17 protein-coding genes are annotated in these 17483 nt (G+C 34.6%); 7 read left to right on the top strand and 10 right to left on the bottom strand.

Annotated elements, in window-relative coordinates:
• Positions 1-25: 25 nt before the first annotated feature.
• The gene (locus tag BLT84_RS04715) at positions 26-1432 is read left to right on the top strand and encodes an efflux transporter outer membrane subunit (protein ID WP_091263225.1); all 1407 of its coding nucleotides are present in this window, start codon (positions 26-28) and stop codon (positions 1430-1432) included.
• A gap of 63 nt (positions 1433-1495) precedes the next feature.
• Here BLT84_RS04715 and BLT84_RS04710 read toward each other — a convergent pair whose 3' ends face one another.
• From BLT84_RS04710 to BLT84_RS04695, 4 genes are read right to left on the bottom strand one after another with little or no spacing between them, the layout of a single operon-like run.
• Positions 1496-1777: a GNAT family N-acetyltransferase gene (locus BLT84_RS04710; RefSeq protein WP_091263224.1), complete on the bottom strand. Its 282-nt coding sequence runs from the start codon at positions 1775-1777 to the stop codon at positions 1496-1498.
• Positions 1778-1788: 11 nt separating this feature from the next.
• Complete coding sequence (locus tag BLT84_RS04705; protein WP_091263222.1) at positions 1789-2289, bottom strand: YciI family protein; 501 nt, start codon at positions 2287-2289, stop codon at positions 1789-1791.
• 12 nt (positions 2290-2301) lie between these two features.
• On the bottom strand, positions 2302-2769 hold the full coding sequence (locus BLT84_RS04700) for a CYTH domain-containing protein (protein WP_091263220.1): 468 nt from the start codon (positions 2767-2769) through the stop codon (positions 2302-2304).
• Positions 2770-2787: 18 nt separating this feature from the next.
• On the bottom strand, positions 2788-3447 hold the full coding sequence (locus BLT84_RS04695) for a nucleoside-diphosphate sugar epimerase (RefSeq protein ID WP_091263219.1): 660 nt from the start codon (positions 3445-3447) through the stop codon (positions 2788-2790).
• A 114-nt stretch (positions 3448-3561) separates the two neighbouring features.
• On the opposite strand from BLT84_RS04695, the gene dinB reads away from it, so the two are divergent.
• On the top strand, positions 3562-4662 hold the full coding sequence (dinB, locus tag BLT84_RS04690; protein ID WP_262490142.1) for a DNA polymerase IV: 1101 nt from the start codon (positions 3562-3564) through the stop codon (positions 4660-4662).
• Between the two features lie 163 nt (positions 4663-4825).
• Here the strand turns inward: dinB and pyk are convergent, their stop codons facing one another.
• From pyk to BLT84_RS04665, 5 genes are all read right to left on the bottom strand, one after another.
• On the bottom strand, positions 4826-6256 hold the full coding sequence (pyk, locus tag BLT84_RS04685; RefSeq protein ID WP_034887054.1) for a pyruvate kinase: 1431 nt from the start codon (positions 6254-6256) through the stop codon (positions 4826-4828).
• Positions 6256-6735 carry an IPExxxVDY family protein gene (locus BLT84_RS04680; RefSeq protein ID WP_034887055.1) on the bottom strand — a complete coding sequence of 160 codons (480 nt, stop codon included), beginning with the start codon at positions 6733-6735 and terminating at the stop codon, positions 6256-6258. The genes pyk and BLT84_RS04680 overlap by 1 nt, the downstream gene beginning before the upstream one ends.
• Positions 6736-6842: 107 nt before the next feature.
• Positions 6843-7580, bottom strand: a complete 738-nt coding sequence (gene rnc / locus BLT84_RS04675; protein WP_034887724.1) for a ribonuclease III — start codon at positions 7578-7580, stop codon at positions 6843-6845.
• 10 nt (positions 7581-7590) lie between these two features.
• Complete coding sequence (fabF, locus tag BLT84_RS04670; RefSeq protein ID WP_034887056.1) at positions 7591-8844, bottom strand: beta-ketoacyl-ACP synthase II; 1254 nt, start codon at positions 8842-8844, stop codon at positions 7591-7593.
• Between the two features lie 16 nt (positions 8845-8860).
• Positions 8861-9094, bottom strand: coding sequence for an acyl carrier protein (locus tag BLT84_RS04665; protein WP_034887057.1), 234 nt, complete (start codon positions 9092-9094; stop codon positions 8861-8863).
• A 146-nt stretch (positions 9095-9240) separates the two neighbouring features.
• Between BLT84_RS04665 and BLT84_RS04660 the strand changes: the two genes are divergently transcribed.
• The 4 genes from BLT84_RS04660 to BLT84_RS04645 all read left to right on the top strand — a co-directional run bounded on the left by BLT84_RS04660 (position 9241) and on the right by BLT84_RS04645 (position 13291).
• Positions 9241-9834 carry a phosphoribosylglycinamide formyltransferase gene (locus tag BLT84_RS04660; protein ID WP_091263218.1) on the top strand — a complete coding sequence of 198 codons (594 nt, stop codon included), beginning with the start codon at positions 9241-9243 and terminating at the stop codon, positions 9832-9834.
• A gap of 1 nt (position 9835) precedes the next feature.
• Complete coding sequence (rnhA, locus tag BLT84_RS04655; RefSeq protein ID WP_091263216.1) at positions 9836-10303, top strand: ribonuclease HI; 468 nt, start codon at positions 9836-9838, stop codon at positions 10301-10303.
• Between the two features lie 90 nt (positions 10304-10393).
• A complete protein-coding gene (locus BLT84_RS04650) occupies positions 10394-11332 on the top strand; it encodes a PfkB family carbohydrate kinase (RefSeq protein ID WP_034887060.1) in 939 nt (312 codons plus the stop codon).
• Between the two features lie 60 nt (positions 11333-11392).
• Positions 11393-13291 (top strand): amidophosphoribosyltransferase, encoded by a 1899-nt coding sequence (locus BLT84_RS04645; RefSeq protein ID WP_034887061.1) that lies wholly within the window; start codon positions 11393-11395, stop codon positions 13289-13291.
• 265 nt (positions 13292-13556) lie between these two features.
• Here the strand turns inward: BLT84_RS04645 and BLT84_RS04640 are convergent, their stop codons facing one another.
• On the bottom strand, positions 13557-14165 hold the full coding sequence (locus BLT84_RS04640) for a superoxide dismutase (RefSeq protein WP_034887062.1): 609 nt from the start codon (positions 14163-14165) through the stop codon (positions 13557-13559).
• A 174-nt stretch (positions 14166-14339) separates the two neighbouring features.
• On the opposite strand from BLT84_RS04640, the gene BLT84_RS04635 reads away from it, so the two are divergent.
• Positions 14340-17468 carry a UvrD-helicase domain-containing protein gene (locus BLT84_RS04635; RefSeq protein ID WP_091263214.1) on the top strand — a complete coding sequence of 1043 codons (3129 nt, stop codon included), beginning with the start codon at positions 14340-14342 and terminating at the stop codon, positions 17466-17468.
• Positions 17469-17483 lie beyond the last annotated feature (15 nt).

Below are 17483 nucleotides of genomic sequence, written 5' to 3'. Positions count from 1 at the left end.
TAATCTGAACAAGAAATTATTTACAATGAAAATCTTATTTAAATCTAAATTCTTACTTCTTGGGATGGTTGCCCTAAGCTTGCAATCTTGTTTTGTTGCAAAAGAATATAAACGTCCTCAAGATGTAGCGCCTCCAAAAGATCTATATAGAACAGACGAGCTTCCTCAAGATAGTATTAATATGGCAGAAGTCTCCTGGAAAGAAATGTTTACAGACCCCGTATTAGAAACGTATATAGAAAAAGGGCTTCAAAACAATTTGGATGTACGTATAGCTATTCAGCAAATATTAGCTGCAGAGGCATACGTAAAGCAGGGTAAAGCCGGCTATCTTCCAACTCTTAGTGTTACAGGGCAGGTAACACATCAGGAATTATCTAACAACAGCCAGCTGGGTTCTTTTTTAAATGGAACGAATGATCAATATGAGATCTTGGGAAATCTTTCTTGGGAAGCTGATATCTGGGGAAAGATAAGAAGTAATAAAAGAGCTTTTGAAGCTTCCTATTTGCAAAGTGTTGCTGCTCACCAGGCGGTAAAAACTAGATTGATCTCCAATATTGCTACCAATTATTATCAGTTATTAGCTTTAGACGAGCAAAGGAGAATTACTGAAACTACTATAGAGAATAGACAAAAAGGTCTAGAAACTACTCAGGCTCTTAAAGAAGCTGGAAATGTTACAGAAGTTGGAGTAAAACAAACAGAAGCTCAGCTCTACACTGCAAAAGCGATATTAATTGATATTAATAATGAGATTAGATTGTTAGAGAACTCCCTTTCAATATTACTAGGGGAAGCACCTCAAAATATCCAAAGGGGCGAGTTGGATGATCAGAAAATTACCACCAACATGGAAGTTGGAGTTCCAATGCAATTATTAAAGAATAGACCAGACCTAATTGCTGCAGAATATAATTTGATAAATGCTTTTGAGCTTACCAATGTAGCAAGAAGTAATTTCTATCCATCTCTAAGATTAACAGCCACAGGAGGTTTTCAAAGTATTGATATTGATAAGTTGTTTGATGTGAACTCTCTCTTTGCAACCCTAGTAGGATCTTTAACTGAACCTATTTTTAATGGAAGAAAAATTAGAACTCAGTATGAGGTTGCACAATCTCAAAAGGAGCAAGCAGCCTTAAATTTTGAAAAGTCTTTACTTACTGCAGGGAAAGAAGTTTCAGATGCTTTATATAATTATAAAGCAAATACAGATAAGATAGATGTAAAGTCTATGGAATTTAGAGCATATTCTGATGCTACTGGTTATTCTGAAGAGTTATTGAAAAATGGATATGCTAATTATCTAGAAGTATTAACTGCTAGAGAAAATGCATTAAATTCACAATTGGATCTTGTAAACGCCAGATTCAATCAGTTAAAAGCAGTGGTAGATCTTTACAGAGCCCTTGGTGGTGGATGGAGGTAAGATTTTTGTATGTTTATAGTTGAAAAACCGGCCCAAAAGTATTTTTGGACCGGTTTTTTTTATTTAATATAACACATCATCATAATCTGATGTTCGTTCTAAATATTTCTTTGCAAACGGACACGTAGGCCTTATCTTTAGATCATTTTTCCTAGCATATGCAACCCCTTCTACAATTAATTTCTTTCCAACTCCTTTGCCTTCAAAACTGCTATAAACTTCTGTATGGTCTATAGTAATACAATGATCATCATACCATTTATAGGTCATTAATCCTGCTTTTTCTTCATCAGAAAATGCCTCAAATTGCCCTTTTTTATCTCCATTAAAATGTTTGATCTCCATAACTTATTTTATTAATTCAGTTTTCCTCCTTTTGCCGTCCACCAAGGGTGAACTTCTACTTTTAGTCTTCCAGCCTTTACCATAGGATCTAGATTGGCAAGACTATCTGCCTCCTTCAAGGTTCTGGTATTATACACTACAATTCCTCGAATATCGCCATCATCCTCAAAAGGCCCTAGTAAACTTGCATAACCTTCTTCTGTCATTCTGCTTAAATGTGAAAGATGTTGCCTTTGTAATTTAGCAGCTTCTGTAGAATCTTGAGATCTTGAATTTCCGCTTTTCAGAAAAACCATGAAATATTGTTGCATTAAAAATGTAGTATCTCCTTCACTATATATAAAGGTTTGATAACCTTCTTGCTTTAATTTATCCGCTTGTTTATGAATATCTACAGATATAATTTTATTCTTTTGAAGTTCTTGGGCATAAGGACTTTCCGTATCAGACTCATTATTCTTGCAGGAAATAAGTAATACGGAGCCAAGTGTTAATAACAGTAGTCTTTTCATATCTTTTAAGTTTTACCAATGTAAATATGGATGTTTAGAAAGATAGGAATTGTAATATTTATTATTTCCTGTTACCTCTTCTCCTAGCCAGTTCGGTTTGGTGAAATTCTCGTTCTCAGAATTAAGCTCTATTTCTGCTAAGAGCAAACCTTCATTTTCGCCATAAAATACATCTACCTCAAAAGTATGTCCATCTACATCTACCAAAAATCGAGATTTATCAATAATTCCCGGTTCGCAAAGAATTAATAGCGATTCTGCTTCAGAAATTTCTATCTGCTTTTCCCATTCAAATCTAGACATTCCATTTTCCGAAGATTTCCCTTTTACGGTAATAAAAGCTTCTTTATCTCGAACTCGTATTCTTGTAGTTCGCTCTACATCAGAATTTAAATATCCTTGTTTTATTCTTGAACTATTAAATGCTAAAGCTTTAAAAGCTAAAGATCTCACGAGGAATTTTCTTTCTATTTCTAACATTTACATCATAAATTTGAATTATTTATTACTGATTTCAATAATCTCATCAGATTCTAAAACTTGCTTATCAAAACCATTATTGGCAACCCATTTCATGGCATCTGCAATTTGATCTGGATGAATAGATCTGTATTTCTTTAAGCCTCCAATCATAAAAACGTTTAATACCGACATAGCTTTTTTTGCGACGTTTTCCCAAAAGCGACTTTCATCTCTATCTCCAGAAATTAGTGAAGGTTGGAAAATATAAGTATTCGGAACCTTTTGAGCAAGCACTTCCTCCTGCATTTCCCCTTTCACCTTATTATAAAAAACACTACTATTGGCATCTGCTCCTAGAGCAGAAATTACCAAATAGGTATTGATATTATTAAGTTTACTAAGTTTTGCAGCCGCTACAGGTATACCTTTATCTATCTTTCTATAGGTTTGCTTATCTGGAGTCTTACCTTTAGTTGTTCCAATGCATACATAAACCTCATCTGCCTTAAAATTCTCTTGCTCTTTCTCCAACTCGAACATATCTATTAAATGTTCTTCAATTTTTGGATCAGAATTCTCTACAGAACTTCTAGAAAATAATTTAATAGTTCCATAGGTGGGATCTTTTAATAATTTCTTAAGTAGAATGCCTCCGGTAAGACCGGTAGCTCCTATAATGATAGCTGTCTTTTTCATCCTTTTATGTGTCTTTCTCAAAGATAAGATTTTGAAAGGTTTTTTAACATGATCATTCCCTGGTTTCTAATCTGCCTTAATACTTTAATACTGTAGATTCGTTAAATTTGCACTGTGAAAGAAGGTTTACACCATAGAAAGATCATACATGTAGATATGGATGCATTTTACGCTTCTGTAGAACAGTTGGATAATCCTGAACTTGTGGGCAAACCAATAGCTGTTGGGGGAAGTGCAGAACGTGGTGTTGTAGCAGCAGCCAGTTATGAAGCTAGAAAATTTGGCGTGCGCAGTGCTATGAGCAGTATTATAGCCAAACGCAACTGCCCAGACCTTATTTTTGTGAAGCCAAGGTTTGAGCGCTACAAAGAAGTTTCCACTCAAATTAGAGAGATCTTTTTAGAATACACAGATCTGGTAGAACCGCTGTCTTTAGATGAAGCGTATTTAGATGTTACCGAGAATAAAAAAGGAAATCCGAGTGCCACACTTATTGCAAAAGAAATTCGGGCTAAGATCAAAGAAAAAACAGGTTTAAACGCTTCTGCTGGGATATCAATCAATAAATTCATTGCTAAGATCGCCAGCGATCATAATAAACCAAATGGACAGAAAACGGTACATCCGGAAGAGATCGAGGAGTTTTTGGAAAAATTACAGATCAGGAAATTTCATGGTGTAGGTAAGGTAACTGCAGAGAAAATGTATCAGTTTGGTATCTTCAACGGATTTGATCTTAAGCAAAAATCTGAAGAATTTCTAACAGAGCACTTTGGAAAGAGTGGAGCTCATTATTATAAAGTGGTGAGAGGAATTCATTTAAGCGAAGTAAAACCAGATAGAATAAGAAAATCTTTAGGCGCAGAAAGAACTTTCGACACCAATATTTCTTCAGAAATATTTATGCTAGAAAGGCTGCAGAACATTTCCGAAGAGATTGAAAAAAGATTAAAAAAAGGAAAAGTTGCAGGCAAGACGGTCACATTGAAGATCAAATACAGTGATTTTAGTCAGCAAACAAGAAGTAAAACCTTATCTTATTTTATTTCTGATAAGGACTTAATTCTCGAAACCGCCAAAGAACTTCTCTATCAGGAAAAGATGAAAGAATCTGTGCGTTTATTAGGAATTACTTTGTCTAATTTAAACACGGGGAAAGATGAAGAAAAAGGCAACAATAAAGAAATAGCGGTACAGTTAAAATTTGAATTTTAGCATTTCAGAAATAAAATATTTCAGTTTAATTCTGAAAAAATAAAACCACGAATACACGAATTTAATTTTATTCATGCATTCGTGGCTTTAATATTTTAATTGCTTTTAGTTAATTACTAAAACGTCTCGGCTCGGCTCCGCTCGACGTAACAATTATTTATAGTTATTCAATTTCAGAAACACGAAGGGTATTTACCATTCCACGATCTGTAATTGGCATTGCAGCAAGGTTGATGAGGAAATCTCCTTTAGCTACATATTTATTTTTACGTGCAATTTCATTTATATCGTCTATAGTTTCATCTGTGCTCACAAACTTGTCGTAATAAAAAGCTTTAACCCCCCATAACAGACTAAGTTGAGAAAGAATTCTTCTATTAGAAGTAAATACCAAAATATTAGATTCTGGTCTCCATGCAGAGATCTGGAAAGCGGTATATCCACTATTTGTTAAAGTACAAATAGCTTTAGCCTTGATCTCATTGGCCATAATAGCAGCATGATAACAAATTGCTTTAGTAATATATCTTTTGGTACGTACATGTGGTGGATCATGAGGAACTTTAATTAAAGGAGAGTTCTCAACACTTTGAATGATCTGAGACATCTTCTCTATTACCTGTACTGGATATTTCCCTACAGAAGTCTCACCACTTAACATCACAGCATCTGCACCATCCATTACAGAGTTTGCAACGTCATTCACCTCTGCTCTTGTTGGAGTAAGGCTAGTGATCATGGTCTCCATCATTTGGGTTGCAATAATAACCGGAATTCTAGCTTTTTTAGCGATAAGCACCAATTGCTTTTGAATTAATGGAACTTCCTGAGCAGGAATTTCAACACCTAGATCTCCACGAGCTACCATTAAACCATCGCAATAAGCAACGATCTTATCTATATTCTTAACACCTTCCGGTTTTTCAATTTTTGATATGATCGGAATTTTATGATCACTGTGTTCACTGATCAATTTTTGTAATTCCATAAGATCTTCAGCATGTCTTACAAAAGAGAGAGCGATCCAATCTACTTCCAGCTCACATGCAAAAATAGCATCCTTAACATCTTTCTCTGTTAAGGCAGGAAGTGAAATATTGGTATTTGGAAGGTTAACCCCTTTCTTAGATTTTAAAGGACCTCCTTGAATAACCTTGGTTACAACTTCATCTTTTTTATTGGTACTAACAATTTCAAAGATCAATTTTCCATCATCTAACAAAATTCTTTCCCCTTTCTTCACATCTTGCGGAAAGGTTTCATAATTCATATAAACTCTTTCTGCTGTTCCTTTAAATGGTTTTCCGGTAGCAAATACAATGTTATCTCCAGGATTAACTATTACTTCCTCCTTCATTACCCCTACTCTTAGTTTTGGGCCTTGAAGATCTCCTAGAATGGCTGCAGAATAACCAAATTCTTCATTTAATTCACGAATCATCTTAACACGCTCTCGCACATCTTCATAATCTGCGTGAGAAAAATTGATTCTAAACACATTAACTCCCGCCTCAAGCATATCTTTTAATACAGATTTCTCACTAGTAGCAGGGCCTAAAGTGGCTACAATCTTTGTTCTTTTGTTTGTTGGCATTAGTCTAAAATTAAATTGTTCTTTGATTTTAGTTGATTGATATCAACCATATATGTTGTGATAACTTGTGGTATAAAAGCTATCTTATTTATAATGCTTTGCTCCTCTCCTTCTGTATCATCTTCTATCTTCAAAAAATAATCTACTTCCTTATATTCAGGTATTAGATACGTAATTTGAGATGACATGTCTTCTTCAATAAATAATGAGCCAGAACTTACAACTTTCTTAATCGAGCCTTTAAATTTATTCTTTATAAGATAATAGCTGCGGTAATTTTCTGGTTCTTTAAAATCGAAAAGTGGATAGAGTGCCTGAATTTCTCCATGATTAAAATCTAGATCGAAATGGGAGCGTTTCAAGCGAAGGTCTAAATGCTTATTTAAAAAATAAGCCATTTTATACTCTTCCATAGAACTATGAATAGCCACTAATTGATAATAATCTATATCATCAAACTCCAATTTGTGAGATAACATACTTCTAATCTTTAAAGCTAAAGATATAATAAGATTGCCAAATTCTAAAGATTAGCGGGTATATTTTAGGATATTTCTACGAAAACGTTGTAGCTCAGAAGGAATTATTAATTGATCTCAATTTTATTCTGAAGTGCGTAATAAGCGCGTTTCGAGGCCTTTTCTTCTGCTTTTTTCTTAGAAGTGGCTCTAGCTTTTGCAACCACTCTTTCATCTATCCTCAATTTTACCGCAAAATGTTTAACCTCATCATTTCCGGTATCGTCATAAACTTCAAAGTTGAAGGTTTTTTTAGTCTTTTGACACCACTCAATTAAAAGGCTTTTATAACTTATTACTTTTCCTTCCAACTGCTCTATATCTACATAAGGATTGATAACCCTATCGTAAATAAATTTCTTGCAATATTTATAACCTTTGTCACCGTAAATAGCACCTATTAACGCTTCAAACAGATTCCCATGAATATTGGCACCAAATTGTTCTTTAGGAATGTTGGTTTGAACAAAATCTATTAGATTAAGATCTTTTCCAAGTTCATTTAAATGCTTTCTACTAACGATCTTAGAACGCATTTTGGTAAGATATCCTTCATTCCCTCCAGGAACGGTTTTAAACAAATAGGCTGCTATTACAGCACTAAGCATAGCATCTCCAAGGAATTCCATTCGTTCAAAATTTACCGCATTCCCTTCCTGATCTTTTTGATTTAAAGAGCGGTGGGTAAAGGCTTTTTTGTAATGACCAATATTCTTAGGTTTAAAACCCAGAATTTTCTGAATAGCCATAAAAAAATTCCCGTCTTTAGAAGAACGGGAATTTAATATGTTTCGAATAACACTCATAACAATTGGGTTATTCATCTAACTTTTTAAATAGTACACAGGCGTTATGACCACCAAATCCAAATGTATTGCTCATCACTACTTTCACATCGCGTTTTTGCGCTTTGTTAAGAGTAAGATTTAATTCCGGATCAATATTTTCATCTGCGTGCTCAAAATTAATGGTTGGAGGAACAATTCCGTGTTTCATAGCTAAAATAGCTGAAACCGCTTCAATACCCCCAGCTGCACCTAGAAGATGTCCAGTCATGGACTTTGTAGAATTTATATTAATATTCTTGGCGTGTTCTCCAAATACTTTTGAGATAGCTTTTAATTCTGCTACATCTCCAAGTGGAGTAGAAGTTCCATGAGTATTAATATGATCTACATCTTCTGGTTTTAAACCAGCGTTCTGCAAACAACTTTCCATCACCGCAATAACACCTAAACCTTCTGGATGTGGTGCCGTCATATGATAAGCATCAGATGAAAGTCCACCTCCAACAAATTCAGCATAGATCTTTGCGCCACGAGCTTTTGCATGCTCGTATTCTTCAAGAATAAGAGCTCCGGCTCCTTCCCCAAGAACAAAACCATCTCTGGTAGCGTCAAAAGGTCTGGAAGCTGTTTCCGGGCTTTCATTTCTAGTAGATAGTGCGTGCATGGAATTAAATCCACCCATACCTGCTTTTGTAACCGCTGCTTCAGATCCACCTGTTACAATAACATCACTATATCCCAAGCGAATATTATTTAAGGCATCAAACATAGCATTGGCTGCAGAAGCACATGCAGAAACCGTAGTGTAATTTGCCCCCATAAACCCATGACGAATAGAAATATTGCCAGGGGCAATATCTGCGATCATCTTAGGAATAAAGAACGGATTGAATCTTGGCGTTCCATCACCTTCAGAAAAGTTAATAACTTCATCTTGAAAAGTTTCTAGTCCACCAATTCCAGCTCCCCAAATCACTCCAACACGATGTTTGTTAACAACATCCAGATCTATTCCAGAATCTTTGATAGCCTCATCTGAAGCTACAATAGCATACTGTGCAAATCTGTCTAGTTTTCGGGCTTCTTTACGGTCAAAGAAATCTAGTGCATTAAAATTTTTGAGCTCACAAGCGAATTTAGTTTTGAATTTTTCGGTATCAAAATAGGTGATAGGGGCGCTTCCGCTTTTACCAGACACTAGTGCATTCCAATATTCTTCAACATTGTTTCCAATAGGTGTCAGGGCTCCTAAGCCTGTAACTACAACTCGCTTTAACTCCATATAGTACTATTCTTTTTTATTTTGCTTTTTCGATATAAGAAATTGCTTGACCAACTGTGGCAATGTTCTCAGCTTGGTCATCTGGAATTTGGATATCAAATTCTTTTTCGAATTCCATAATTAGTTCCACAGTGTCTAATGAATCAGCGCCCAAGTCGTTGGTGAAGCTGGCTTCGTTAACAACTTCATTCTCGTCAACTCCCAATTTGTCAACGATAATCGCTTTTACTCTTGATGCAATGTCTGACATAATATTCTATTTTAATTTTGATTAAGTGGCAAAAATAAAAAACTTTATTTTAAAACCGGTTTTTACTTTAAAAATGTGTCGGTAATTTACGGAAATTTCATTTAAACCCTTTATTTTTACCTTTAATAATTGTTAATACAAGAGGTTTGAATTCACCACAGCATAGAGTATCAAAGAAGATCGTTGTTTTTGCATCGGGTTCTGGCACCAATACAGAAAATATAATAAAATATTTCCAAAAATCAGATTTGGGCAATGTTGTGGCTGTTTTTTCCAATAAACGTAGCGCAAAGGTGCTAAAAAGAGCGCACGATCTAAACGTAAAAGCACTTTATTTTGATAAACATGCGTTTGTAGACACCAATGAAGTATTAAATGTACTAAAAGATATTAATCCAGATCTTATAGTTCTCGCTGGTTTTTTATGGCTTTTCCCTAATAAGATCCTGAGACATTTTCCAAATAAGGTTATTAACATCCATCCTGCCCTGCTACCAAAATTTGGCGGAAAGGGAATGTTTGGAGACAGGGTACATGCTGCAGTAATTGCAGAGAAAGAAAAAGAAACCGGTATTACTATACATTATGTAAATGAAAAATATGATGAAGGTGAAATTATCTTTCAGAGCACTATTCCTGTAGAAGCACATTATAAAGTTACAGATGTAGCCTCCAAAATACATCAATTAGAATATCAACACTTCCCAGAAGTTATCCAGAAACTTTTAGAATCTAAATAATTTGAATCAACCACAAGTACACATTTACACCGATGGTGCCGCTAGAGGAAATCCAGGACCCGGAGGATATGGCGTTGTCATGGAATGGGTAGGAAAACCTTACCGAAAGGAATTCGCTCAAGGCTTTAAGCATACTACTAATAATAGAATGGAATTGCTGGCCGTAATAGAAGCACTCAAAAAATTAAAAAATCCCGGTACAGAAGTCCTGGTTTTTACAGATTCTAAATACGTTGTAGATTCTGTAAAGAAAGGCTGGGTATTTAGCTGGGAGAAAAAAAAGTTCAAAGAAAGAAAGAATACAGATCTTTGGAAAAAATTCTTGGAGGAGTACAGAAAGCAGAAAGTAGATTTTAAGTGGATTAAAGGACATAATAATCATCTTCAAAATGAGCGTTGTGACTTTCTAGCTGTAACAGCTTCTAAACAACCCAGACTCCTATTAGATGAAGGTTTTACAGAGAGTTAAAAAGTATTAAATCATTCTTCTAAATTTCTAAAATTGCCCAACGCCTTGAAAAACAAAGCGTATATTTGCGGCATAATTTCAAACACAGTTATGAGTAAATTATTGATAGTAGGTACGGTAGCCTTCGATGCAATTGAAACCCCATTTGGAAAAACCGATAAGATTTTAGGTGGTGCAGCCACTTATATTGGGTTATCATCGGCACAATTTGATGTAGACAATGCTATAGTTTCTGTAGTAGGAGATGATTTTCCTCAGGAGCATTTAGATCTGTTAACTTCTAACGGAATTAACATTGATGGTCTTGAAGTTGTAAAAGGAGGAAAAACTTTTTTCTGGAGCGGTAAATATCATAATGATCTTAATACCCGCGATACTTTAGATACACAATTAAATGTATTGGCAGATTTTAATCCGGTTGTTCCTCAAGCATATAAAGATGCAGAGATCATAATGTTAGGGAATTTGCACCCTTTGGTACAATTAAGTGTACTGGAACAGGTGGAGAATCCAAAACTGGTAGTTTTAGACACTATGAATTTCTGGATGGACAATGCCTGGGATGATCTTATGAATGTCATTGCTAAGGTAGATGTAATTACTATTAATGATGAAGAAGCTCGCCAGCTAACTAACGAACATTCTTTAGTTAAAGCTGCAAGAAAGATCGAGAAATTAGGGCCAAAATATGTAGTGATCAAAAAAGGTGAACATGGAGCATTGCTATTCCATAAAGATCAGATCTTTTTTGCCCCTGCCCTTCCTTTAGAAGAGGTATTTGATCCAACAGGTGCCGGAGACACTTTTGCAGGTGGATTTACCGGTTATTTGGCAAAAACAGAGGACCTTTCTTTTGAAAATTTAAAGAACGCTGTAATTTATGGTTCTGGAATGGCCTCCTTCTGTGTAGAGAAATTTGGAACAGAAAGAATGATAGAACTAAAACAGGATGAAATTCAAGAACGCTTAAAAGAGTTTAAGAGCTTAACCCAGTTTGATATAGAATTAACGCCAACTAAAGCCCTGTAATTTCGGGGCTTTTTTTGTGACAAATATTTTTTAACCCTTGCAAACCGAAAGGTATTTATTATGAGCGATGCTTTAAAACATGAGTGCGGTATTGCACTTATAAGATTACTTAAGCCATTAGAATATTATAAAGAAAAATATGGTACTGCCTTTTATGGGGTGAATAAAATGTATCTATTAATGGAAAAGCAGCATAACCGTGGACAAGATGGCGCCGGTTTTGCAAGTATCAAATTAAACACAGCTCCAGGAGATAGATATATTAGCAGATTAAGATCTAATGCTGCACAGCCTATTCAGGATATCTTTAATCAAATTAATGAGCGCATTAATGAAGAAATTATAGCGCATCCGGAGTATGCAGATAATGTAGCGCTTCAAAAAAAGGAGATCCCATATATAGGAGAACTTTTTTTAGGACACGTTAGATATGGAACTTTTGGTAAGAACTCTATAGAGAGCGTACATCCATTCCTTCGCCAAAACAACTGGATGCATAGAAATCTAATTGTTGCCGGAAACTTTAATATGACCAATGTTTTCCAATTATTCGACAATTTGGTGGAACTGGGACAACATCCTAAAGAACGTGCTGATACGGTTACCGTAATGGAAAAGATCGGACATTTTCTAGATGATGAAGTAAGAAAATTATATAAGAAACTTAAAAAAGAAGGTTATACTAAAGTAGAAGCTTCTCCCCTTATCGCAGAAAGACTTAATGTTGCTAAGATCTTAAGAAAATCTGCAAAGAATTGGGATGGTGGATACGCTATGGCCGGATTATTAGGTCACGGAGATTCTTTTGTCTTAAGAGATCCTTCAGGAATTAGACCTGCGTACTATTACCAAGATGATGAAGTTGTTGTAGTAGCTTCAGAAAGACCGGTTATTCAAACAGTTTTCAACGTAAACTTTGAAGATGTTAAAGAACTTGATCCTGGCCACGCTATTATTACTAAGAAAAGTGGAGAAGTAAACATTAAACAGATCTTAGAACCTTTAGAGAGAAAAGCATGTTCTTTTGAGCGTATCTATTTTTCTAGAGGAAGTGATGCAGAAATTTACAAAGAACGCAAGATGCTGGGAAGACTTCTAATGCCGGAGGTATTAAAGTCTATAGATCACGACACATTAAACACCGTATTCTCCTATATCCCAAATACTGCTGAAACCTCCTTCTATGGAATGGTGGAAGCAGCTCAGGATGAATTGAACAAACAGAAGAATCAGGCAATCTTAGACGAAAAAGAAACGCTAACAGATGAGCGATTAAAGCAAATATTAGCACATCGCCTTAGAACGGAAAAGATAGCAGTTAAAGATGTTAAACTAAGAACCTTTATTACTGAAGATAGCAGTAGAGACGATCTGGTAACACATGTTTATGATATTACTTACGGCGTAGTAAAGCCGGAAGACAACCTGGTAATTATTGATGATAGTATTGTTAGAGGGACAACCCTTAAAAAAAGTATCATTAAAATGATGGATAGATTGAAGCCTAAACAATTAGTTGTAGTTTCTTCTGCTCCACAAATTAGATATCCAGACTGTTATGGAATTGATATGGCTCGCCTCGAAGACTTTGTTGCTTTTAGAGCAGCACTTGAGCTTTTAAAAGATACGAACCAATACCAGATAGTAGAATCTGTTTATGATAAATGCAAAAAACAGGTAGATCTAGCAGATACAGAAGTGAAGAATTTTGTGAAAGAGATCTATGAGCCGTTTACAGATCAGCAAATTTCAGATAAGATTGCAGAGCTGCTAAGTGAGCCTGAAGTAAAGACGAAAGTGAAGATCATTTATCAAACCGTAGAGAATTTACATAAAGCTATTCCAGATAATTTAGGAGACTGGTATTTTACCGGAGATTATCCAACTCCTGGAGGTAACAGGGTGGTTAACAGGGCTTTCATTAATTTTTTCGAAGGAAATAAGGACCGAGCTTATTAAGCATAGTCTTACAAGAATATAATTTTATTTGACGGCTCAGGTCGTTTAACTAATATCTACGTAGTTCATCTAAAAGTGTTTGCACAAGCTAAGTAATCGTGTATATTAGCAGAGCCATAGCATAAGTAGGTTAAGTTCATGGTAGATTTGGGGCAAAAAAAGGTGGATATCTTATCCGCCTTTTTTTATTTTACAACAGTTTCAAAACACAAAAAAAGCCTGCTACTTTAAAAGTAGCAGGCTTTTTTATACACTTAAAACTAAACTATTTTTCTTTAGCATATCTGCTAGCAACTTCTGTCCAGTTTATAACATTGAAAAAACTTTCAATATATTCTGGTCTACGATTCTGATAGTTTAAATAGTATGCATGTTCCCATACATCTAATCCAAGAATTGGAGTTCCACCGCATCCAACTTTAGGCATTAATGGATTATCCTGATTTGGAGAAGAACATACTTCTACTTTTCCACCTTCATGCACACATAGCCACGCCCATCCAGATCCAAATCTAGAAGCAGCTGCTTTAGAAAATTCATCTTTGAAAGACTCGAAAGAACCAAAAGCGTTATCTATAGCTTTAGCTAGATCACCTTCTGGCTTACCTCCTCCATCTGGAGACATTACTTCCCAGAAAAGACTGTGATTATAAAATCCACCACCATTGTTTCTAACAGCGGTATTAGACATATCTAGATTTTTAAGTATGTTTTCTATAGTTTTACCTTCAAGATCTGTACCTTCAATAGCATCGTTCAATTTATTGGTATATCCAGCATGATGCTTATCATGATGAATTTCCATTGTTTTAGCGTCTATATTTGGTTCTAATGCATCAAAGGCATATTTTAATTTTGGTAACTCAAAAGCCATAATTATATCTTTTTTTAGTTATTATTCTATCTATTGTTCCAAATTTAGGCATTAAGGGGATTATTAAAAATATTTTTGTGTTATAAAATACTTAAAGATTAAATTGCTTCTTATAGAAATTACTATCTATAAGCTCCATTAATTTTCCTTAATTTCAACATCAAAATCTAAAGTTTGTCTCAAAAAAATTCATTTACCATTTATAATGCTTCGGCAGGGTCTGGAAAGACCTATACTCTTGTAAAAGAATACATTCTACTATTACTTAAAGCTGATACCAGCGATTCTTATAAAAACATTTTAGCCATCACTTTTACAAATAAAGCGGTTGCAGAAATGAAATGTAGGGTGATAGCCACTTTATATAAAATAGCTATTAGCACAGATGATAATGATTTATTACTAAGAGATCTTCAATCGGAAACCGGTCTCCCCATAGAAAATATCAAAAGCAAGACAAAAAATGTGCTGAAAAGCATTCTACACAATTATGCTGCATTTGATATTTCTACCATAGATAGGTTTACCCACAAAATCATAAGAACCTTTGCTAAAGACCTTGGTATTCCAATTAACTTTGAAGTAGAGCTTAACATTCAGCAAGTATTAAAAGAGGCAGTAGATCGTGTTATTAACAGAGCCGGAGAAGATAAAAAATTAACCAAAGCTTTATTGAGCTATACGTTAGATAAAGCAGATGACGATAAGAGCTGGGATATCTCTAGAGATCTTTTCAAATTTTCGGGGTTATTAACTCAAGAAACACACCAACCATTTGTGGCCCTTCTTAAGGGTAAGACCTTATTAGATTTTGAAGCTTACTCTCACAAATTAAAGAAAGAACTTAAAACGGTTGAAGATCAAATTTCTGAGGTGAGCGCTCAATTCTTTGATATCATCAATTCAGAAGGATTAGAAAGATTAGATTTTAATGCAGGGCATCTCTTTAATTATTTCAGCAAACTTGAAGCTAAAAATTATGCCGTTTCATTTGGAGCTAAATATCAGGAACAAATAGAGGATGAGCCGTTATATGCTAAAAAAGTAGCTGCTCACAAGAAAGAAATTCTAGATCAAAATCAAGAGGTGATCGCCTTGCTATTTAAAACTTCTCGAGCATTGATTTTTAAAAGAGAATATTTAAAAGAGATCTTGAAAAACCTAAACCCGTTATCGCTCTTAAGCGAGATCTCCAATGAAATTGAGAATATCAAAAAAGAAAGATCTCTTGTGCTTATCTCAGATTTTAATCCAACTATTGCTAAAGAGATCAATAATCAACCAGCGCCCTTTATATATGAGCGTTTAGGAGAACGATATAAGAACTATTTTATTGATGAATTTCAAGACACTTCAGAAATGCAGTGGCTTAATATGATTCCGCTTATAGATCATGCGCTTTCAACTGAACAGGTTACTGGAGAAACTTCCAGCTTAACGCTGGTTGGAGATGCTAAACAATCTATTTATAGGTTTAGGGGTGGAAAAGCAGAGCAATTTATAGACCTATACAACCATAAAAATCCATTCAACGTAGAAAAGAATCTCCACAATCTTCCCAGTAATTATAGAAGTGCAGAAGAGATCGTAAAATTTAACAATTCCTTCTTTAGTTATATCTCAGATAAATTTGATAATCCTCTTTACAGAGAACTCTTTAAGAATAGTAGCCAAGAAGTAAAAATAGATCTTCCGGGATATGTGAATATTTCCTTTCTGGAATCTGAAAAGAAAGAAGATGAGTTTGAGATTCATCCGGAAAGAGCTCTAGAGATCATTAATGATCTAGACGGGAAAGGCTATTCTAAGGGCGACATCTGTATCTTAACCAGAACTAGAAAAGAGAGTTTTGCCATGGCAAACTACCTGAGCGAAAGAGGGGTTTCTATAGTTTCATCAGAATCTTTATTGGTTTCAAATTCTCCGGAGGTACATTTTATAAATGCTATTTTTGAATTTTCTCAAAACCCTACCGACAAGAATATAAAATGGAATCTTTTAAATTATTTTACCCACTCATTTCAAATAGCAGATCCCCACACAATAATTGCGGAGAATATTGAAAAAAATGATCAGGATTTTTTTGATTGGTTAAGCACCTATAATATCAATTTCAATATAGAAGAAATAAGATTTCTATCTATGTATGAAGCTGCAGAATATATTATTAGAACTTTCTCCCTTATAAAAACTTCTAACGCCTACGTACAGTTTTACTTAGATTATATTTTTGAAAAGGTAGAGAAGAATTCTATAGGAATACAAGAATTTTTAGAACTGTGGGAGCAAGATAAAGATAAATTAAGCATCATTGCACCTAAAACAGAAGATGCAGTTATAATAATGACAATTCATAAATCTAAAGGATTAGAGTTTCCTATAGTTATTTATCCTTTTGCCAATACCAAACTTAAAGATGTAAGCAGAGATCATCTATGGTTACCTCTTCCGGAAGGTTTAGATGATATACCTGTTGGTTATTTGAAAGCTTCAGATAAAATGTTGAATTGGGGTGAAATAGAATCTTCTGCGTATCAAGAAAAATTAGAACAAAGCGAATTTGATAATATCAATGTGTTGTATGTTGCGTTTACAAGAGCTTCTAAACAGCTTTACATACTTTCTAACCTCGCACTTAAAAAAGGACAGGAAGATGAAAAAGTGGTTTCCGGTCTTTTAATTGGATACTTAAAAAGTAAAAATCTTTGGGATGATGCTGTTGCCAGCTACGATTTTGGAACCATAGCTCCAGAAAGTAGTTCATCAAAAGAACCTAATAATACTATAAAACAGGAATATTTTTTTTCCTCCCCTACTAGAAGTAATTCAGTAAAGATAGTTACCAATTCCAGTTCTTTATGGGACTCTGTTCAGGAAGAAGCTATCAATAAAGGACTTTTAGTGCATAACATCATGTCTGAAGTTGATACCGCTGAAGATCTCCCTGCTGCGTTTAATAAATTCACTTCAGAAGAAGATCTTAGTAAAGATGAACTATTAGAATTGGAGAAACTTATCTCCGCAATATTTACCCATCCCGAAACAGCCGAATATTATTCAGATGAATATAAGATAATAAGAGAGCGGGATATTATAGATGCTTCAGGAGAGATCTTAAGACCAGATAGGCTTAATATTAAAGACAATAAAGTTACTATTATAGATTATAAGACTGGAAATATCCAACCTTACCACCAACAGCAAATGATTGAATATGCTCACGTAATTTCTAAAATGGATTTTGAAGTAAGCAATAAGATACTCATTTATATTAATAATGAAGTGAACATCACTTTTGTATAAAAGATTTATAATTTT

This window comes from Gillisia sp. Hel1_33_143 (genome assembly GCF_900104765.1).
Classification (GTDB): domain Bacteria; phylum Bacteroidota; class Bacteroidia; order Flavobacteriales; family Flavobacteriaceae; genus Gillisia.
This window is presented reverse-complemented; position numbering and strand designations above follow the sequence as displayed.